We start from the raw sequence: 18,361 nt of genomic DNA on the forward strand, positions 1-18,361 counted from the left end.
AGCAGCAACTCCGCCTCTCCGGGGCCGGATCAATGCCTTCCGGCCGCCGCGCGATAACCGCATCCCAAATGCCGGCACAGGCTGCGCGCCCAGGCTTTACCCCCGGGCGCGCAGAAACAAAACCTATGCGTTCACCACATCATGACAGCCGCATCGCCTGCAGCCCAGTCATAGTAGAGGCGGATACGCAGCTTATAGCTCCGGTCCTTTATCAGCCGTACGGTGAAACGGGCGTTGCGGTTAAAGCCGCTGTCATCGTCGCCCTCCACATAGACCGGGGTGCCGTCAATATCCTCAAACAGCACCATAACCGTGTCGGACAATCCGAAGGTTGAAAATGTGTAATCACGCGAATGGTCCGGGATCACTGCAAAATTCTTCTGCTCGCCGGGCATCAGGGCCAGCTGCTCGGATTTGAACGGGATGAGCTGCGGCAGCGCCGCCGCGCCGATTGGCGGATAGAAACGGCGGATCACCTCCTTGTCCTTTTGCGAAAGCCCCGGTGCAGGCTCAAGCCCGCCGCGAAACTCCGGCGGCTGGTTGATCAGGCCGGCGGCAAAGGCATAGTGCATAACCGAGTCGGGGTCCCATTCCGTTCCGTCGACCGTCGCCGGGTCGAGTTTATTCAGAATGTTGTGGTCGGTCGTTTCCTCGTCCCAGGGCGGGTTCTGCGTGCGGGCAAAGTAGTCGTACACAGCCTGGCGGTTCCAGACGATACCCGCGTTGGGGTTTTGGTGTTCGTGTTTCAGCCCAAGCGCGTGGCCGATCTCATGGATGGCTGTGTCCAGCCCGTTCGGGCCGGCCTGGGTAATGTCCCAGCCGAAATTCATGGTGCGCTCTTGCTGGCCCAAACGCAGCGCCACGGTGCCGATGTAGGACCATGAGCCATCGTTGCGCAGGAACCCGATGCGCAGCTCTGCATCCCGGATATCGGTTACCTCGGTGAAATTCAGGCCAATGCCTAGATCCTTCCAAACCTGAAACGCCTGCTGCACAACCGCCCGCTGGTCGCTGGCACCGCCAAACAACCCGCTGGAAAACAGGAAATAGTGAATATTGGTGCCATTGACCCATTTATCGCCGGTCGCCAGTATTGCCCGCTGCCGGTCGGAAGACACTCCGGCATCAAATGCACGTTCCGGCAGCACCGGCAACGAGCAAACCTGAGGCGCGCTGCCGGAACGGCCATAACAGTCCGGGTCCTGGCCAAGCTGTTCCTCTAAGTCGTCAATCCGGTCTTCCAGTTCTTCGATGCGGCTGGATTGGGTTTTGCGAGCGGCCATTTCAAACCTCCTTTTCGGACAATCGTTACTGGTATCGCAGTGCAGGCCGCGTTCATTGAGCAGAGGCGGCAAAACACCTGGACGCGGGGTTGCGGATTCCTGTGCGGCACGCTTCCCTGCAAATGCCGCAAGAGGCGGCGCACGGGCATTGCGCAACATGGCTCGAAACGGGAAGCCCCATAAAAAGTCAAGTTTTCCAGCGCCTTGCCCGCAAACTTAGCTGCTGCGCGGTTGCATCGCGCCAAGGTATGTTTCAGCGGCCACGCCGTACCGTTCTGTGCCTTAAAAGGTTCGGCAAACTGCGGAACTTGCAGTGTTGAGGGCCTGCGTTCCGACAGCAATCATATCACACTTTAAAGGGGAAATCATCTGCGCAAAGCACGCGTGATACATTCAGCTGACAGACACATGGCATCGAACGCAACGACCAGGCCGCCAATGCCAGACCGAACAAAAAATACCCCGGCGCACAGGCCGGGGTATATTGCTGTTTCCTGAGCCAGATCCGGGGCTCCGCCGCGGTCTCCTTAACCCGTCCCTTGGACGGGCTGCCGGACCCCAAGGGGCCCGGGCCAAAGATCACCCGTTCTGGCGGATGGTCTCGTTCTTCGGGTCATAGGGGCTGTCGCAGGTCACAACCGCGTCCCACAGCTTGTCCTGGATCTTGACCTTCAGCTTGGTGCCTTCCACCGCCATCTCGGGCTTTACATAGCCCATGCCGATGGATTTCTCGAAGGCCACCGAATAGCCGCCCGAAGTCAGGCGGCCCACACGGGTGCCATCCTCGGCGTACAGCGCCTCGCGGCCCCAGGGATCAGCGTCTTCGGGTCCGTCGATCAGCAGAGTGCAGCATTTCACCCGCACGCCGGTCTCGATCAGCTTTTCCTTGCCGTGGAAATCTTTTTCCAGGTCGATAAAGCGCGGCAGATCCGCTTCGGCCGGGGTTGCGTCGCGGCCCAGTTCGTTGCCAAAGGCGCGATAGGATTTCTCCTGGCGCAGCCAGTTCTGCGCACGCGCACCCACCAGTTTCATGCCGTGCTTCTCACCGGCTTTTTCCAGCAGATCGAACAGGTAGTTCTGCATCTCCATCGGGTGGTGCAGTTCCCAGCCGAGTTCACCGGTATAGGCCACGCGGATCGCATTGACCGGGCACATGCCCAGTTCGATCTGACGGGCCGACAGCCAGGGGAAACGCTTGTTGGACAGCGCGGTTTCCGGATCGGCATCGACGATGATCTCTTTCAGCACGTCGCGCGATTTCGGACCGGCAATCGCAAACACGCCCCACTGGGTGGTCACGTCCTGCAGCTCGATACGGCCGAATTCAGCTTCCTTATCCGCGATCGCCTTCTTCAGGAAGTCGGCGTCGTATTCGGTCCAGGCACCTGCGGACACCAGGTAATACTCGTCGTCCTTCAGGCGGACGATAGTGTACTCAGTCCGGGTGGTGCCGGCTACGGTCAGTGCATAGGTCAGGTTGATGCGGCCGACCTTGGGCAGTTTGTTGCAGGTGAACCAGTCAAGGAACTGAGTCGCACCAGGGCCTTTGACGATGTGCTTGGTAAAGGCGGTTGCATCGACCAGGCCAACACCTTCGCGGATTGCCTTGGCTTCGTCCACAGCGTGCTGCCACCAGCCGCCGCGGCGGAAGGAGCGGGCTTCCTCGTCAAAGTTGTCGGCGGCGTCCACGGGACCGAAGTAGTTCGGACGTTCCCAGCCGTTGACCCAGCCGAATTGCGCGCCGCGGGCTTTCTGGCGATCGAACGCGGGCGCGGTGCGCAGCGGGCGGGCTGCCGGGCGCTCTTCATCCGGGTGGTGCAGGATATAGACGTGCTCATAGCACTCTTCATTCTTGCGGGCCGCGAACTCGGTGGTCATCCAGTTGGAGGAGTAGCGTTTCGGGTCGAGCGACGCCATGTCGATCTCGGCTTCGCCGTCGACCATCATCTGCGCCAGATAATAGCCGGTGCCGCCTGCGGCGGTGATGCCGAAGGAGAAGCCTTCCGCCAGCCACATGTTGCGCAGGCCCGGTGCCGGGCCGACCAGCGGGTTGCCGTCGGGAGTGTAGCAGATCGGGCCGTTGAAATCGTCTTTCAGGCCGGATTCAGCGCAGGACGGAACCCGTTCCGCCATCGCCATGTACTGATCGGCAATCCGGTCCAGTTCCAGCGGGAACAGGTCGGCGCGGAAGCTGTCCGGCACACCGTGCTCAAAACGCGCAGGTGCCCCGCGCTCATAAATCCCCAAGATCCAGCCGCCGCGTTCTTCGCGGGCATAGGATTCATTGTCGGCGTCGCGCACCACGGGGTGCTCGGGGTTGCCTGCTTCACGCCATTTGACCAGCTCGGGGTCCTTGTCCATGACGATGAAGGTGTGCTCGACCGGGATTGCCGGCATCTTGATGCCCAGCATCTTGGCGGTGCGCTGCGCGTGGTTGCCGGATGCGGTCACGACATGCTCGGCAGTGATCACAACCTTCTCGTCGCTCTCCACCAGGTTGCCGCCCTTCTCCACCATTTTGGTGCAGGTGACTTCCCAGTGGGTGCCGGTCCAGTGGAATTCATCGGCCTGCAGCTTGCGAACGATCTCAACACCGCGCTGACGGGCGCCCTTGGCCATCGCCTGGGTCACGTCTGCGGGGTTAATATAGCCGTCCTCGGTGTGGTAGATCGCACCCTTCAGATCAGAGGTCTCGATCAGCGGCCAGCGCGCCTTGATCTCATCCGGGGTCAGCCATTCATAAGGCACGTCGCAGGTTTCCGCGATGGAGGCATAGAGCATGTATTCGTCCATGCGCTCCTGGGTCTGCGCCATGCGCAGGTTGCCGACCACGGCAAAACCTGCGTTCAGGCCGGTTTCCTCTTCCAGGGTCTTGTAGAAATCGACCGAGTACTTGTGGATGTGGGTGGTCGCATAAGACATGTTGAACAGCGGCAGAAGGCCGGCTGCGTGCCAGGTCGAGCCGGAGGTCAGCTCGTCACGCTCGATCAGCATGACGTCTTCCCAGCCGGCCTTGGCCAGGTGATAGGCAATCGAGGTGCCAACGGCGCCGCCGCCAACAACAAGCGCTTTGACTTGGGTTTTCATTCTCCGGCTCTCCAGCTTTGTGAGATTCTTGCCTGCGGTTATGCCCAAGCCGCGCAATCGGCGCAAAATCAGGCCGACGCAAAAACAGCCAAAACCGACCTTGCGCGCCACAGCATACAGGATTTTGATGGAAGCCCTGCCGGAAATGGCGTTTTTCTACGCAGCAAACAGCAGGCCGGCGCCCCCTGTGGTTCCTTGATCAGGCTGGTTTGGGGCTGTCAGCAGTCCGCAACATTGCCGCGGCGGATGCAGACGGGCTGCGGCGCGTCCTCGTTGTTCTGTGCATCTGCAACCTGCTGACCGCCCGAGAGCAGGCTCTTGCCATAGCCGGCCGCCTCGCTCCAAATCGACTGGCCGTCCCCGGCAGCAAGCCCGGCAAGGCTGGTTGCCTCCTTGGCGGCACGGGCACGGGTAAAGCGGTCCTGCAGGATGGTGCTGTAGTCGGTGGCGCTGAGATCCCCCCAATTCAGCCCCGCGGCACGGGTCTGGATGTAGTAATCATAGCCGATCACCGCCTGGGTGCTGAACACCAGAATGCCCATTGCCTTTTTCAGTCCCATGCCGTTCTCCGGTTTTGCGAAACGCTCCGGCTTCATCCCAATTCAGGACCCGGCGCAGAATTGCGGCAGCTTTCCGGCAATTCAGGGAAGAGTGCAGTGCAATCGCCGCTGTCCGGCCAGGACCCTGCCCTGCCGGTTGCTGCCGCATTCTGCCGGTGCTGATCCTTGGGTGCTGTCTGATGCTTTGATCGTCAGCAATTAGGAATGGCGGCGCCGCCATGGAGGCGGAGGCGGGACGGGAGGTTCCTCCCGCACGCTGAACATTGTCTCTGCGTGCCCTTGCCAAAGGGCCCTGTTCCAAAATGCCGGGGGTGTCAGGCCCGGCGGTGACCGCGATCAAGGGGATCATGACAGAGCGGGTTTAAGATACGCTGAGGCAGGCGTGCGCCGGGGGTGCAACATCTTGGCGCTGCATCCTGTTGCCCCCGTTGCGCAGTGAGTATTTGAGAAAAGATGAAGCGACAGGGCAGTGCTTCAGCTTTTTCTAAATACTCAAAGTCCGCCGTTGATCCAGCATGGTTCGCAGGCGGCTCCTACGGCTCACATCTCCAGGATCTTGCCCGGATTCATAATGTTCTCCGGATCCAGCGCTGCCTTGATGGCTGCCATATAGCGGGTCGTCTCGCCCAGCTCCTTTTGCAGATAGGGACGTTTGCCCTGTCCGATGCCGTGCTCGCCGGTGCAGGTGCCGTCCATTGAGATCGCCAGATCGTTCAGCCAGCCGACAAAATCATCCGCCTTCTGCCGTTCGATACCGCTGTCCATATCAATCAGCAGCAGCGCGTGAAAATTGCCGTCGCCCACATGGCCGACAATCGGCGCCATCAGTCCCATGCTCTCGGCTTTGTCCCGCGCGGCGCCGACGCATTCCGCAAGGCGCGAGATCGGCACGCAGACATCGGTCGAGATCCCCTTGGCACCGGGGCGCAGCTGCAGGCTGGCCCAATACATGTCATGGCGCGCCTGCCAAAGTTTGTTGCGCTCCTCGGATGTTGAGGTCGCGGCAAAGTCAAAACCGCTGAATTCCTCGGCGATGGAGGCAAACATGTCCGACTGTTCCACCACACCCGCGTCCGAACCGTGGAATTCCAGCAGCAGCAGCGGCGTCTCTGGCAGGTCGAGGCCGGAATAGGCATTGGCCGCCCGCACGCTGAGCGCATCCAGCAGTTCGATCCGGGCAACGGGGATGCCGTATTGGATAGTCATCATCACCGCGCGGCAGGCGTCATCCACGGTGCGGAAGGAACAGCGGGCGGAGCGGATCGCCTCGGGGATGCCCTGCAGTTTCAGCGTCAGCTCGGTGATCAGGCCCAAGGTGCCCTCGGAGCCGACCAGCAGGCGCGTCATGTCATAACCTGCCGAGGATTTCCTGGCCCGCTGCGCCGTGCGGATCACGCCGCCGTCGGCCATCACCGCCTCAAGCGCCAGCACGTTGTCCTTCATGGTTCCGTAGCGCACCGCGTTGGTGCCCGAGGCCCGCGTCGCCGCCATGCCGCCCAAGGATGCATTGGCGCCGGGATCGATCGGGAAAAACAGACCCTGATCGCGCAGGTAGGTGTTGAGCTGCTCACGGGTGACACCGGGCTGCACCACCACGTCGAGGTCTTCGGCATGGACGGCGATAATCCTGTCCATCCGCATCATGTCGATGCAGATACCGCCGGCGGGGGCGTTCACATGGCCTTCCAGAGAGGTGCCGGTGCCGAAGGGAATAACCGGCACGCCGTATTCGGCGCAGACCTTGATAATCTCGGAAATTTCTTCCGTAGAGGTGGGGAAGACCACCGCATCCGGAGGCTGATTGGTGATCCATGTGGTGGTGTGGCCGTGCTGATCGCGGATGGCCTGGCCGGTTTGCAGCTGATCGCCGAACCGCTGGCTCAGCGTCTCGACAGCGGCGGCGATCCCGGCCTCGTTGCGGGGCAATGAGATGGCTTGCACCATAATGGGTCTCCTCGGGGTCAGGGCACAGAGCCCGGAACTTCACCTGTTAACCTACGCACCGAACTTGCAGTTCAGCAATACCCAGAACCCCGTAGCGCTGATGCCGCCCGGCATGGCGGCCGGGCAGTAACGGGCTAACCGCCCAGCGCAATCCCTTCCCGTCTCGGGTCCGCAGCTCCCCTCAGCCCTTCGCCGATTTCAATCGCGTGCAGGCCGGAGGTCAGATCGCGGATATTGACCTCATACCCCATGTCTGTCAGCGCCTGTTCCAACCCCTCGGCGCTGGTGCCTGCCTCCAGATCATAGGTGCCGAACCGGTTAACCAGATGCGGCAGCGCCAGTGCCTCTTGGATGTTCATCCCCCAATCCGCCCATGCCACGATGGATTTCGCCACATAGCCGATGATCCGGCTGCCGCCGGGAGAGCCGATGGCCAGCACCGGCTTGCTGTCCCGCAGCACGATCGTCGGCGCCATCGAGGAGCGCGGACGCTTGCCCGGTTCCAGCCGGTTGGCAATGGGCACGCCGTCCGCATGGGTGCGGAAGGAGAAATCCGTCAGCTCATTATTCAACAGGAAACCGCCCGCCATCAGACGCGAGCCAAAGGCGTTTTCTATCGTCGTGGTCATCGACAGCACGTTACCGTACTGGTCCACAATCGAGATATGCGAGGTCGAGGGCAGCTCGATCGACTCGTCATCTGCCAGCAGCAGCGCGTGATCGAACTCGGGCGTGCCCGGCGCCACCTCGGGCAGCGCATCACCGCTTTGCAGCAGCCTGGCCCGGCTGGCGAGGTAATCCGCTGCCACCAGCCCATGCGTCGGCACCGGCACAAAATCACTGTCCGCCATGTAACGGCCCCGGTCGGCGAAGGCGAGCCGCGAGGCATCGCCGATCAGCCGCCAGGCCTCGGCGCTTTCGGCGCCCAGTTCCGCCAGATCATACTGTCCAAGCATTCCCAGGATCTGCCCCACCGTCAGCGCACCGGACGAGGGCGGCCCCATGCCGCAAGCCTCAAAATCGCGGTAAGCGGCGCAGACTGCCGGACGTTCCCTGACCTGATAAAGCGCCAGATCGGTGGCGGACAAAACGCCCGGGTTGCCCTCGGCCGTGTTGACGGTGCGAACGATCTCTGCCGCGATGGGACCGGTGTAAAACGCCCCTGCCCCGCCCTGCGCCAGCGCCCGCAAGGTGGCGGCATAGTCAGGGTTCAGCAGCATAGCGCCTTCGGCAATGGGTGCGCCGTCCGGCAGGAAGTATTCCGCGGTGGCTGGGTAACGCGCCAGCCGCTCTGCATCGCCCGCCACCAGCGCAGCCAGACGCGGCGAGACGGAAAATCCTTCCTCGGCCAGCTGGATCGCCGGTTCAAACAGCGACGGCCAGTTGGCGCGCCCCCAGCGCCGGTGCGCGGCTTCCAGCAGCGCAGGTGTGCCCGGCGTGCCGACAGACAGACCGCCGACCACCGCATCAAAGAATTTCAACGGCTCGCCGTTTTCATCCTGAAACAAGATTGGTGTGGCAGCCAGCGGCGCCGTCTCGCGCCCGTCCAGTGTGGTCAGCTCGCCCGTGGCAGCGTCATACCAGACCAGGAACGCGCCGCCGCCAAGGCCCGAAGATTGCGGCTCAACCAGCCCCAGCACGGTCTGCACCGCCACCATCGCATCAGCCGCGGTGCCGCCTGCGCGCAGCACGGCGGCGCCGGCCTCCACCGCATGCGGATTGGCGGCGGCGACCATCCAGTTTTCGGCGTCTACAGGCAGGCCCGCGGACTTGGCCTCCAGCGCAGCAGCCACATCCGCCGAGATCGCCTCAAACCTGCCGGCAGTTGCCCCTTCGGGCGCGACGGCATCCGCAGCCTCCTGCGCGGCTGCACTGCCCGCGCAGACAATACAGGCCAGAATCAAGTATCTCATGGAAAAGTCCTTTCTTAAATTCCGGCCCGGCGTGCGGGCAGTTACAGCATCGACGGCACCACCTGATCCGGCGGCCGGTGACCATCCTCGAAGGTCTTGATATTCAACAGCACCTTCTCGCCCATCTCGATCCGGCCCTCGATTGTGGCCGAGCCCATATGCGGCAGCAGCACCACATTGGGCAGCTCGCGCAGGCGCGGGTTGATGTCGGTGCCGTGCTCATAGACATCAAGACCGGCACCGGCGATCTCTTTCGAGCGCAGCATGCGGGTCAGGGCGTGTTCGTCGATTACCTCGCCGCGCGAGGTGTTCACGATCACCGCCGAGGGTTTCATCAGTTTCAGCCGCCGCGCATTCATCAAGTGAAAGGTCGAAGGGGTAGACGGGCAGTTGATCGACAGCACATCCATCCGCGCCGCCATCTGATCGAGGCTTTCCCAATAGGTGGCCTCCAATGCCTCTTCGATTTCGGGACGCAACCGGCGGCGGTTATGGTAATGGATCTGCATGCCAAAGGCCGCCGCGCGCTTGGCCACGGCCTGGCCGATCCGTCCCATGCCAAGGATGCCAAGACGGCGCCCGGCAATCCGCCCGCCCAAAAGCGCTGTGGGCGCCCAGCCCTGCCAGTCGCCCTTCTGCATCACGGCAAGCCCCTCGGGCATGCGGCGCACCACTGCCATGATCAGCGCCATTGCCATGTCAGCCGTATCATCGGTCAGCACCCCGGGGGTGTTGGATACCAGAATGCCGCGCTGGCGGGCGGTGGACACATCAATATGATCGACGCCTGCGCCGTAATTCGCAATCAGCCGCAGCCGCTCGCCCGCCTGACCCAGGATCCCTGCATCAATGGTATCGGTGACCGTGGGCACCAGCACATCGGCATCCTTCACCGCCGCGGCCAGCTCGGCCCGGGACATCGGCGCGTCATCCTCGCGCAGGCGCACATTAAACAACTCGCTCAGCCGGGTTTCCACAGGCTCCGGCAACCGTCGCGTAACAACAACACTCAGTCGGTCTCTTGGCACTTGCGCTCTCCCTTGGGCTTTTCATTCCGCACGCCTCCATGGCATCGTGGCGCAGGACGCGGGCGGGCACAAGAACCCAAGCGCAACTCCCTTGCCGCAGGCCGGAAATTTCCCGGCCAGTGCAAAAAGGCGGGCAGAAGACCGGAACAAGAGGCTGGGCCTGATCCGGCTGGGCAAAAAGAGGCGAGCAGGCAGTGAAAAATGCGGCAATGGCAATGCGCCATCTGGCAGCGGCAGCGGTATCCTTGGCGCTGGCGGGGGCTGTGTGCGCCGCCGAATCCCGCGGCCCTGTCACCAACCTGCCGCTGCCCCGCTATGTCTCGATGAAGGCCGCCAAGGGCAATGTGCGCCGCGGCCCGTCACTGACCCATAAGATCGACTGGGTGTTCAAACGCCGCGGCATGCCGCTGGAGATCACCGCGGAATACGGCCACTGGCGCCGGGTTCAAGACCGCGAGGGGGCCGGCGGCTGGGTGCATTACGCGCTGCTGTCCGGCGTGCGCACGGTGCTGATCGAAGAAGACATGCTGACCGTGCATGCGCGCCCGGACTCCCGCGCGCCGGTAACCGCCGCATTTGAACTGGGCGTGGTTGCCCGCCTCGGCGACTGCGAAACCAGCTGGTGTGAAATCTCGGCCGGCGGCTACAGCGGCTGGGCACCGAAGAAAAAACTCTGGGGCGTTGCTCCGGAAGAGCTGCGCGAATAACCCCCTTCTCTCGCAATTTTCATCTTTCCCCAAATACTCCGGGGTGAATTGGGCCGTAGGCCCAAGAGGGCAGCGCCCCTCTCCCGCCCGCCTCAGGGCCTGCCGCGGCAATCCGCGCGGGTTCAGATGCGCCAAACCATTGCACCCGCAGCAATCGTGTTCTACATGGGGGCCATACCATTGGCTGCCAGGCCGGGTTCCGCCCATTTTCAGGGCACCGCCGCGGCAGCACCGGAATACTCGAACCTGGCGCGGCCTGTCTGCGCTGACGTCACAAAAGCCTCCGAGATCGCTGAAAGGTTGTGAAACATGGCAGAAAATCAAACCCCGGACATATTGTATACCATTGTAGACGAAGCGCCCGAACTGGCCTCGGCATCCTTCCTGCCGATCATCCGCAAATTTGCCGCAGCCGCTGGTGTCTCGGTCGGAACCAAGGATATTTCGCTTGCGGGGCGCATCATTGCAGCCTTCCCGGAAGGGCTGACCGCAGAACAGCGCCAAAGCGATGATCTGGCCGAACTGGGCCAGCTGGTGAAAACCCCGGACGCCAATGTCATCAAACTGCCCAATGTCTCTGCCTCGGTGCCGCAGCTGGTTGCCGCTGTCACGGAACTGCAGGGCCAGGGCTATGCCATTCCGGACTACCCGGCAGAACCCGCCACAGACGCCGAAAAAGACATCCGCGCGCGCTTTGATGCGATCAAGGGCTCGGCTGTAAACCCGGTCCTGCGCGAAGGCAATTCCGACCGCCGCGCCGCCAAGGCGGTGAAGAACTTTGCCCAAAAGAACCCGCATTCGATGGGCGCATGGTCCGCAGACAGCAAGACCAAAGTGTCGTCGATGCCGGGCAATGATTTCTATGCAAACGAGAAATCCGCCACCATCACCGCCGCGCAGGCCGGGGACGCAAAAATCGAATTCACCGCCAAAGATGGCTCCGTCACCGTGCTGAAAGACGCCTGGCCGCTGGAAGACGGCACCGTGGCCGATGCGACCTTCATGTCTGCCAAGGCCCTGGCCGCCTTTCTGATCGAGGCGATCGCAGACACCAAAAGTGACGGCACCATGTTCTCGCTGCACATGAAGGCCACAATGATGAAGGTCTCCGATCCGATCATCTTCGGCCACGCCGTCAAGGCCTGGCTGGCGCCGGTGTTCGGCAAATTCGGAACTGAACTGGACGCGCTGGGTGTGAACCCGAACTCGGGTCTGGGCGACCTGATGGCGCGGGTCAAGGACAACGCAGAGATCATGGCCGCCATCGAAGCAGTCCGCGCCGAGCGCCCCGACATGTATATGGTCGACAGCGACAAGGGCATCACCAACCTGCATGTGCCGTCCGATGTGATCATCGACGCCTCGATGCCCGCAGTAATCCGCGCTGGCGGCAAGGGCTGGGATCAGAACGGCAACAAGGGCGACACCAACTGCGTGATCCCCGACCGCTGCTATGCCACGATCTATGACGAGACCATCAATTTCTTCAAAGCCAATGGCGCGCTGGACGTGACCACCGCCGGTGCCGTCGCCAACGTCGGCCTGATGGCGCAGAAGGCCGAAGAATACGGCTCCCATCCCACCACCTTCGAGGCTCCCGCAGACGGTACCATCCGGGTGGTTCTGGCAAATGGCGGTACGCTGCATTCGCATGACGTCGAGGCGGGTGACATCTGGCGTGCCTGCACTGTGAAGAAGGCGCCGATCGAGAACTGGATCCAGCTGGCAATGGACCGCCAGCGGCTGACCGGCTCGGAATCGATCTTCTGGCTGGACGCTAACCGCGCCCATGACGCCGAGCTGATCAAATATGTGACCCCGGCGCTGGAAGCCGCTGGCGTTGCTGACAAGTTCCAGACCCTGGCCCCGCGCGAAGCGACCCGCCAGAGCTTGGAGACCATTACCGCAGGCAAGGACAGCATCGCCATCACCGGCAATGTGCTGCGCGACTATCTGACCGACCTGTTCCCGATCCTGGAGCTGGGCACCTCGGCCAAGATGCTGTCAATCGTCAAGCTGATGCAAGGCGGCGGGCTGTTTGAGACCGGCGCCGGCGGTTCCGCCCCGAAACACGTGCAGCAGCTGGTCGAGGAAAACCACCTGCGCTGGGATTCGATGGGTGAATTCTGCGCCCTGGGGGAAAGCCTGAACTTCCTGGCCGACAACAAAGGCAACGCCAAAGCAGGTGTGCTGGGCGCCGCGGCAGAGGACGCCACCCAAGGCATTCTCGACCACAACCGCTCGCCCTCGCGCAAGGTTGGCCAGCCGGACAACCGCGACAGCCACTACTGGTTTGCCCGCTATTGGGCCGAAGCCCTGGCAGCACAGACCGAAGACGCAGGTCTGGCGGCGCATTTTGCTCCCATCGCCGAAGAGCTTGGCGCCAAGGAAGAGCAAATCCTGTCCGAACTGGCCGCTGCCCAGGGCCCGGCAGCCGACATTGGCGGCTACTATCGCCCGAGTGTCGAGCTGAAGGCCAAGGTGATGCGTCCCAGTGCCACGCTGAACGCGATCATCGGCTGATCTTTCCGGACAGTCCGAAACAAAAAAGCGCCCGGGGATTTCCCCGGGCGCTTTTTTGTTTACCTGTGAAGGTTGCCGAATGGATCAGAAATCCTGCCACATGTTCTTGGCCGCATTGCCGCCGGCCGCCGCAACAGGCTGCGCGGCGGGCTGCATGTCCCAGTCATCGTTGCCATGGGCGGACGGCACAGATACCGGCGTGCTGGCCGCCTGGACCGGAGCAGCTGCCATACGGCCGCCGGGGATTTTGAAGTGCGCCACCAGATCGGTCAGCTTGGAGGCATCGGTCTTCAGCAAATGGCCGGCGGCCGTCGCCTCCTCCACCATCGCCGCGTTCTGCTGGGTGACCTGATCCAGCTGGGTGACGCCGGTGTTGATCTCATTCAGGCCGGTGGACTGCTCCGCCGCGCCCTCTGCAATGCCAGAAACCAGCTGCGAAATATGGGTAACCTGGCTGACGATGCTTTGCAGCGCATCCCCCGCCTTGCCCACCAGATCCACACCGCGGGCCACCTGGCCGGAGCTGTCAGAGATCAGCGTCTTGATCTCCATCGCCGCATCCGAAGACCGCTGTGCCAGCGCCCGCACTTCAGACGCCACCACCGCAAAGCCGCGCCCTGCCTCGCCTGCGCGCGCCGCCTCGACACCCGCGTTCAGCGCCAGAAGGTTGGTTTGGAAGGCAATGTCGTCGATCACCGAAATGATCTGGCTGATCTTGTTGGAGCTTTCTTCGATCTCGGTCATCGCCGACACCGCGCTCTGCACCACTTCGCCGCTGGTGCGGGCCTCTTCTTTGGCCTCGTCCATGGTAGCTTCGACGCTGCGGGCGCCGTCGGCGGCGGATTTGACGCTTGCGGTCAGCTCATCCAGCGCTGCGGCGGTCTGTTCCAGCGTGGCGGCCTGGCTTTCGGTGCGGTGCGACAGGTCATCCGAAGCCTGGCTGATTTCTGCAGCACCGCTGCGGATGCTGGCGGCCGCGGCAATCACTTGCTCAACCGTGGCGCTGAGGTTCTGCGCGGTGGTATTGAAATCCTGGCGCAGCTGCTCGTAATTCTCAGGGAAGACCTCGGTGATCTGCGCGGTCAGGTCCCCCTGCGACAGGGCTGACAGTTTGCCGCTGAGCACGGCCACGACATTGCTGCGCTTTTCATTGCGTTGCTGCTCGGCCTTCTCCAGATCTTTCTGACGGATCAGTGCCTGGCGGAACACATCGAGGCTTTGGGCAATCTCCCCCATTTCGCTGCGCGCATTGGCGGAGGGGATTTCACTGTCGGTGTCGCCATCGGCCAAGGTCTGCATGCGTGACTTGAGACCGTTCAGCGGTCCGGTGACACTGCGGGTGATGAAATAGGCGGCAATCGACAGCGTCACCAGGCTGATGCCCAGAATGATCAGCGCCTCATTGCGCATCAGCGCCACGTCCGATTCGATATCCGAGACATAGGCGCCGGTGCCGACAATCCAGCCCCAGGGTTCATAGGCCTGCACATAGCCGATCTTGGCTTCGATCACGTCGGAATCCGGTTTCTTGAAGTAATATGTAAGCTCCCCTGCCCCATTAGCTGCGGCGATTTTCTCCAGCTCCTGGAACACCTTCATGCCTGTCACATCCTCGTAGGCGCCCTGGTTGGTGCCGTTCCAGGCAGGCACGATCGGATGCGCCTGCACCACCAGATCATGGTCAAAGACATAGACATAGCCTGCATCGCCGAAACGCAGAGCGGTGAGCCGCTCTCGGCCGATGTCCCGGGCCTCCTGCTCGGTGAAACGGCCGGATTTCACCCCTTCTTCCAGATCGCGCAGCAGGCTGACTGCGGTGTCTGTGACGTTGTGCAGCTCGGTATAGCGCATTTCATAGGCGTTTTTGACGGATTGTGACAGCAGCAGGAAAGTCAGCACAGCCGTCAGGCTGAGAGCCAGCGCCGCCAGCGCATAGATACGAACAGGCAGACGGTACAGAAAATCGGGGAGTCGGAGCATTAGTGCGGAACCTTCGTTACGTGCATATTGCCAGCAGGTTTAAGCTGCACTCTCTAACAATTTCCTAGCCGGATGCAGCTTTCCGCCGCATTTCGCAAAGTTCATGCCGCAATGCGCCAACGATGCTCTGGGCTGTCACCCGCCAGTGCCTGCCCTGCGGCTGCATCCCAGCCTCTCGGCCCGGCACACAGAACCGGTCCAAGATCCCGCCCGGTCTCTGTACGCGCCAGAGGCGAGACAGGAGGCCGCAGCGGCGCTGCGCGCCTGGATTCCGGAGGTGCGGATGGTTCCGGACAATGTGGCGTCCGAAGGCCATCAGCTTGACGTTGTTGGCAAATTGGCCGGGATCATGCCTTTTGGAAACGGTGGTTGCGAGAGCAGGCAAGCAACGCCTCTCACTCGTCGCAGAATACGACGTGCGATACGGTCAACCATCTGAAATAAAATATATTTCAGGCGCATACCGGCGCGTCGGGGAGTCATCCCGACATGTCTACGAAGAACGAGTTCAATGCGAAGAGCAAGTGTAAAAAGCGCGCGGCTCCCTTTTCCCTTCGTCTCACCTTCGAGGAACGAACCAAGCTCCTGAACGCTGCAAACGGCGTTCCCCTCGGTGCTTACATCAAGGCGGTGTTGTTCGACGGTGATCTAACCAAGGTTCGTCGTCGCAACATGAACCCAACGCTTGACGACGCCGCGCTCGCTCGCATTCTCGCCGCTCTGGGGCAATCCAGGATTTCATCGAACCTCAATCAGCTCGCACGAGCTGTAAACACGGGCATACTGCCCGTTCACCCCGAAACGGAGGAAGAGCTTAAAGAAGCCTGCGGCGAGATCGCGGCAATGCGGGCCGATCTTCTCCGAGCCCTCGGCAAGAAGGAGGGCCGTCATGATCCTGAACGGAAATGAACGCGCCGGTGCGCAACGTTTGGCGCAGCATCTGATGAACACTCGGGACAACGACCACGTCGAGCTGTACGATATGCGCGGCTTTGTTGCTGATGACCTGCACGGCGCTCTACAGAATGGACGTGTCGCGGTTTGATGCCGCTCCTTTGATAGCATTTATTGCAGCAAAGGAGACGAACTATGGGCTTGAAACGAACGGACGAGTTCCGCGCAGATGCGGTGCGAATCGCGCTGACGAGCGGACTGACACGCAAGCAGGTGGCATCTGATCTGGGCGTTGGTCTATCGACTTTGAATAAGTGGGTTTTAGCGCACCGCGACACGGATGCTGTGTCCGACAAGGACCTTGATCTTGCACGTGAGAATGAACGGCTTCGACGGGAAAACCGCATTCTCAAGGAGGAGAGGGAGATCTTAAAAAAGGCAACGCAGTTCTTTGCGGGCCTAAAGCCATGAGGTTCAGGTTCATCGAAGAACACCGATCCGCCTTTTGCGCCAAGAGGATGTGTGAGGTGCTGGACGATAGTGTTCGCGGCCTGCGTGCCTGTCGCAGCCGACCAGCGGGCCAAAGGCAACGAACCGGCATGGTTGTCTTGGCCCGCATCAAAGAACAGTCCCGTCTCAGTCTGGGCAACTATGGCCGTCCACGAATGACCGGGGAACTAAAGGAACTCGGTTTGAATGCCGGGCATCGGCGTGTTGGCCGTTTGATGCGTGAGAATGGCATTCGTGTTGAACGGTCGAGAAAATACAAGGTGACGGCCATTGCCCGGCAGGCGATTGCAACGCAATCTGCCGAGAGGGGGGCAGCAACCCCGCTTTCAATATCGCACCCGACCTTTTGAACCGGAACTTCTCAGCAGACAAACCCAACCAGAAATGGGCTGGTGACATCAGTTACGTGTGGACCCGAGAGGGATGGTTGTATCTTGCTGTGATCTTGGACCTGCATTCACGGCGCGTAATCGGGTGGGCGTTAAGCAATCGGATGAAGCGTGACCTGGCCATCCGGGCATTGAAGATGGCTGTGGCGTTGCGGCAGCCACCCAAAGGATGCATTCACCACACGGATCGCGGCAGCCAATATTGTTCCCACGACTATCAGAAACTTCTGCGCCAGCATGGGTTCCGGGTGTCGATGAGTGGTAAGGGAAATTGCTATGACAACTCTGCTGTCGAAACCTTCTTCAAAACAATCAAAGCAGAGTTGATCTGGCGCAGGTCATGGCCAACGCGCCGAGACGCTGAAATGGCCATCTTCCAGTACATCAATGGCTTCTACAATCCGCGCCGACGGCACTCAGCATTGGGTTGGAAAAGCCCGGTCGCGTTCGAACGGAAAGTGGCCTAAACGAGCACTTGGCGCGGCACGAAAACGGGACAGGTCCAGGCCCGGCGCCGTCGCCCGCAACGAAGCGCTGCGAGCCTCGAAGGACTTGGGCCGTGCCGTCTGGCGACGGTGGAGCGGCTGCCACCGCCGGAGCCGTGTCGAGATATGAGGAGGATCAGAAAAGGATCCGGGGGATCCTTTTCCCGGCGATTGGATGAATTGCATCAAACTCCTTGGCCAATCCTTGATGGCACGAGACTTCGAACGCCAAGTCGCCGAGCTGCAGGTCCGTATCGCCGTGCTGAACGGCTACACTGCGCTTGGCATACCTGTTACGCGGCCCGTGGGATAGCCCCAGCCCATAATCACCGCGCCGGCAAAAGTATTGCCCAGGGTGACAAAGGCAAGGTTATAGGCGGCACCGACCAGGGAGATACTGTCCGGGTGGTCCGACATCAGCGCCACCGAGAACACCGTCATATTAGCCACGCTGTGCTCGAAACCGGCCGCAATAAAGGCGTAGAGGCACCAGAAAATGATGATGCATTTGGCCACGTCGTCCCTGGCGCGTGCCGAGCACCACAAGGCCAGGCACACCAGCCAGTTGCACAGCACCGCCTTGGCAAAGAGCTGCAGCGCAGGGCTCTGCATCTTCTTGGCCACCACTTTGTAGAGCAGCGCGTCCTCGCCCGCACCCAGGATCAGTCCGCCGCCGCCCGCGGTGAACAGCGCCGCCAGCAGCAACGCCCCGGCCAAGTTGCCGCCCCAGCTGGCCGCCCAGCAGCGCAACAAGTCGCCTGGTCCGGTCCGGCCGGTCAGCAGCCCGTGGGTCATGTACATGGTGTGGCCGGTGAACAGTTCGGCACCGGCAAACACCACCAAGATAAGCGCAATGCCGAAACTGGTGCCCATGACAATCGGGCGGAAGGCTCCTTCGACACCCTGCCCCACCGAAAAGATCAAGAGGATCCCGGCCCCGACAAAGGCGCCCGCCTTCAGCGTCAGGATCAGGAAGGCCAGCGGATCCGTGTGCAGGTGGCGGTTTTTCTGCTGCGCCAGCTGCGCGAAGCTCAGCACGGTTTCGGCATAGGTCATAT

12 protein-coding genes and 2 pseudogenes are annotated in these 18,361 nt (G+C 61.6%); 6 read left to right on the forward strand and 8 right to left on the reverse strand.

Annotated elements, in window-relative coordinates; translation table 11 throughout:
- Positions 1 to 131: 131 nt before the first annotated feature.
- The 6 genes from ETW23_RS14325 to ETW23_RS14350 all read right to left on the reverse strand — a co-directional run bounded on the left by ETW23_RS14325 (position 132) and on the right by ETW23_RS14350 (position 9,815).
- Complete coding sequence (locus ETW23_RS14325; RefSeq protein ID WP_134830382.1) at positions 132 to 1,283, reverse strand: matrixin family metalloprotease; 1,152 nt, start codon at positions 1,281 to 1,283, stop codon at positions 132 to 134.
- 579 nt (positions 1,284 to 1,862) lie between these two features.
- Entirely contained in the window at positions 1,863 to 4,370 is a 2,508-nt protein-coding gene (locus ETW23_RS14330) for an FAD-dependent oxidoreductase (protein ID WP_129370062.1), read from the reverse strand.
- Positions 4,371 to 4,588: 218 nt separating this feature from the next.
- Complete coding sequence (locus ETW23_RS14335) at positions 4,589 to 4,930, reverse strand: hypothetical protein (RefSeq protein WP_129370061.1); 342 nt, start codon at positions 4,928 to 4,930, stop codon at positions 4,589 to 4,591.
- Between the two features lie 540 nt (positions 4,931 to 5,470).
- Positions 5,471 to 6,874 (reverse strand): FAD-binding oxidoreductase, encoded by a 1,404-nt coding sequence (locus ETW23_RS14340; RefSeq protein ID WP_134830383.1) that lies wholly within the window; start codon positions 6,872 to 6,874, stop codon positions 5,471 to 5,473.
- Between the two features lie 134 nt (positions 6,875 to 7,008).
- Positions 7,009 to 8,787, reverse strand: coding sequence for a gamma-glutamyltransferase (gene ggt / locus ETW23_RS14345; protein WP_134830384.1), 1,779 nt, complete (start codon positions 8,785 to 8,787; stop codon positions 7,009 to 7,011).
- A gap of 41 nt (positions 8,788 to 8,828) precedes the next feature.
- Positions 8,829 to 9,815: a D-glycerate dehydrogenase gene (locus ETW23_RS14350; protein WP_134830385.1), complete on the reverse strand. Its 987-nt coding sequence runs from the start codon at positions 9,813 to 9,815 to the stop codon at positions 8,829 to 8,831.
- Positions 9,816 to 10,024: 209 nt separating this feature from the next.
- Here ETW23_RS14350 and ETW23_RS14355 point away from each other — a divergent pair, with 209 nt between their 5' ends.
- On the forward strand, positions 10,025 to 10,522 hold the full coding sequence (locus tag ETW23_RS14355; RefSeq protein WP_129372846.1) for an SH3 domain-containing protein: 498 nt from the start codon (positions 10,025 to 10,027) through the stop codon (positions 10,520 to 10,522).
- Between the two features lie 309 nt (positions 10,523 to 10,831).
- Complete coding sequence (locus ETW23_RS14360; protein ID WP_134830386.1) at positions 10,832 to 13,045, forward strand: NADP-dependent isocitrate dehydrogenase; 2,214 nt, start codon at positions 10,832 to 10,834, stop codon at positions 13,043 to 13,045.
- An 84-nt stretch (positions 13,046 to 13,129) separates the two neighbouring features.
- Here ETW23_RS14360 and ETW23_RS14365 read toward each other — a convergent pair whose 3' ends face one another.
- On the reverse strand, positions 13,130 to 15,025 hold the full coding sequence (locus ETW23_RS14365; protein ID WP_134830387.1) for a methyl-accepting chemotaxis protein: 1,896 nt from the start codon (positions 15,023 to 15,025) through the stop codon (positions 13,130 to 13,132).
- A 489-nt stretch (positions 15,026 to 15,514) separates the two neighbouring features.
- Here ETW23_RS14365 and mobC point away from each other — a divergent pair, with 489 nt between their 5' ends.
- The 4 genes and pseudogenes from mobC to ETW23_RS14380 all read left to right on the forward strand — a co-directional run.
- Positions 15,515 to 15,934 (forward strand): plasmid mobilization relaxosome protein MobC, encoded by a 420-nt coding sequence (gene mobC, locus ETW23_RS14370; RefSeq protein ID WP_134830388.1) that lies wholly within the window; start codon positions 15,515 to 15,517, stop codon positions 15,932 to 15,934.
- Entirely contained in the window at positions 15,915 to 16,070 is a 156-nt protein-coding gene (locus tag ETW23_RS25190; protein ID WP_167738119.1) for a hypothetical protein, read from the forward strand. The genes mobC and ETW23_RS25190 overlap by 20 nt, the downstream gene beginning before the upstream one ends.
- 44 nt (positions 16,071 to 16,114) lie before the next feature.
- Positions 16,115 to 17,285, forward strand: a pseudogene (locus ETW23_RS14375) (IS3 family transposase).
- 43 nt (positions 17,286 to 17,328) lie between these two features.
- Positions 17,329 to 17,616: pseudogene (locus tag ETW23_RS14380) on the forward strand (hypothetical protein); the annotation flags it as partial.
- On the opposite strand, the gene ETW23_RS14385 reads toward ETW23_RS14380, so the two are convergent.
- On the reverse strand, positions 17,574 to 18,359 hold the full coding sequence (locus ETW23_RS14385; protein ID WP_134830389.1) for a formate/nitrite transporter family protein: 786 nt from the start codon (positions 18,357 to 18,359) through the stop codon (positions 17,574 to 17,576). The pseudogene ETW23_RS14380 and the gene ETW23_RS14385 overlap by 43 nt on opposite strands.
- Positions 18,360 to 18,361: the final 2 nt, after the last annotated feature.

The organism is Leisingera sp. NJS201 (assembly GCF_004535885.1).
Classification (GTDB): Bacteria; Pseudomonadota; Alphaproteobacteria; order Rhodobacterales; family Rhodobacteraceae; genus Leisingera.

What these genes read in the sequence shown, in the direction of transcription:
- ETW23_RS14325 (WP_134830382.1), bottom strand. Translation starts at nt 1,283, where the DNA reads ATGGCCGCTCGCAAAACCCAATCCAGCCGCATCGAAGAACTGGAAGAC.
- ETW23_RS14330 (WP_129370062.1), bottom strand. Translation starts at nt 4,370, where the DNA reads ATGAAAACCCAAGTCAAAGCGCTTGTTGTTGGCGGCGGCGCCGTTGGC.
- ETW23_RS14335 (WP_129370061.1), bottom strand. Translation starts at nt 4,930, where the DNA reads ATGGGACTGAAAAAGGCAATGGGCATTCTGGTGTTCAGCACCCAGGCG.
- ETW23_RS14340 (WP_134830383.1), bottom strand. Translation starts at nt 6,874, where the DNA reads ATGGTGCAAGCCATCTCATTGCCCCGCAACGAGGCCGGGATCGCCGCC.
- ggt (WP_134830384.1), bottom strand. Translation starts at nt 8,787, where the DNA reads ATGAGATACTTGATTCTGGCCTGTATTGTCTGCGCGGGCAGTGCAGCC.
- ETW23_RS14355 (WP_129372846.1), top strand. Translation starts at nt 10,025, where the DNA reads ATGGCAATGCGCCATCTGGCAGCGGCAGCGGTATCCTTGGCGCTGGCG.
- ETW23_RS14360 (WP_134830386.1), top strand. Translation starts at nt 10,832, where the DNA reads ATGGCAGAAAATCAAACCCCGGACATATTGTATACCATTGTAGACGAA.
- ETW23_RS14365 (WP_134830387.1), bottom strand. Translation starts at nt 15,025, where the DNA reads ATGCTCCGACTCCCCGATTTTCTGTACCGTCTGCCTGTTCGTATCTAT.
- mobC (WP_134830388.1), top strand. Translation starts at nt 15,515, where the DNA reads ATGTCTACGAAGAACGAGTTCAATGCGAAGAGCAAGTGTAAAAAGCGC.
- ETW23_RS25190 (WP_167738119.1), top strand. Translation starts at nt 15,915, where the DNA reads ATGATCCTGAACGGAAATGAACGCGCCGGTGCGCAACGTTTGGCGCAG.
- ETW23_RS14385 (WP_134830389.1), bottom strand. Translation starts at nt 18,359, where the DNA reads ATGACCTATGCCGAAACCGTGCTGAGCTTCGCGCAGCTGGCGCAGCAG.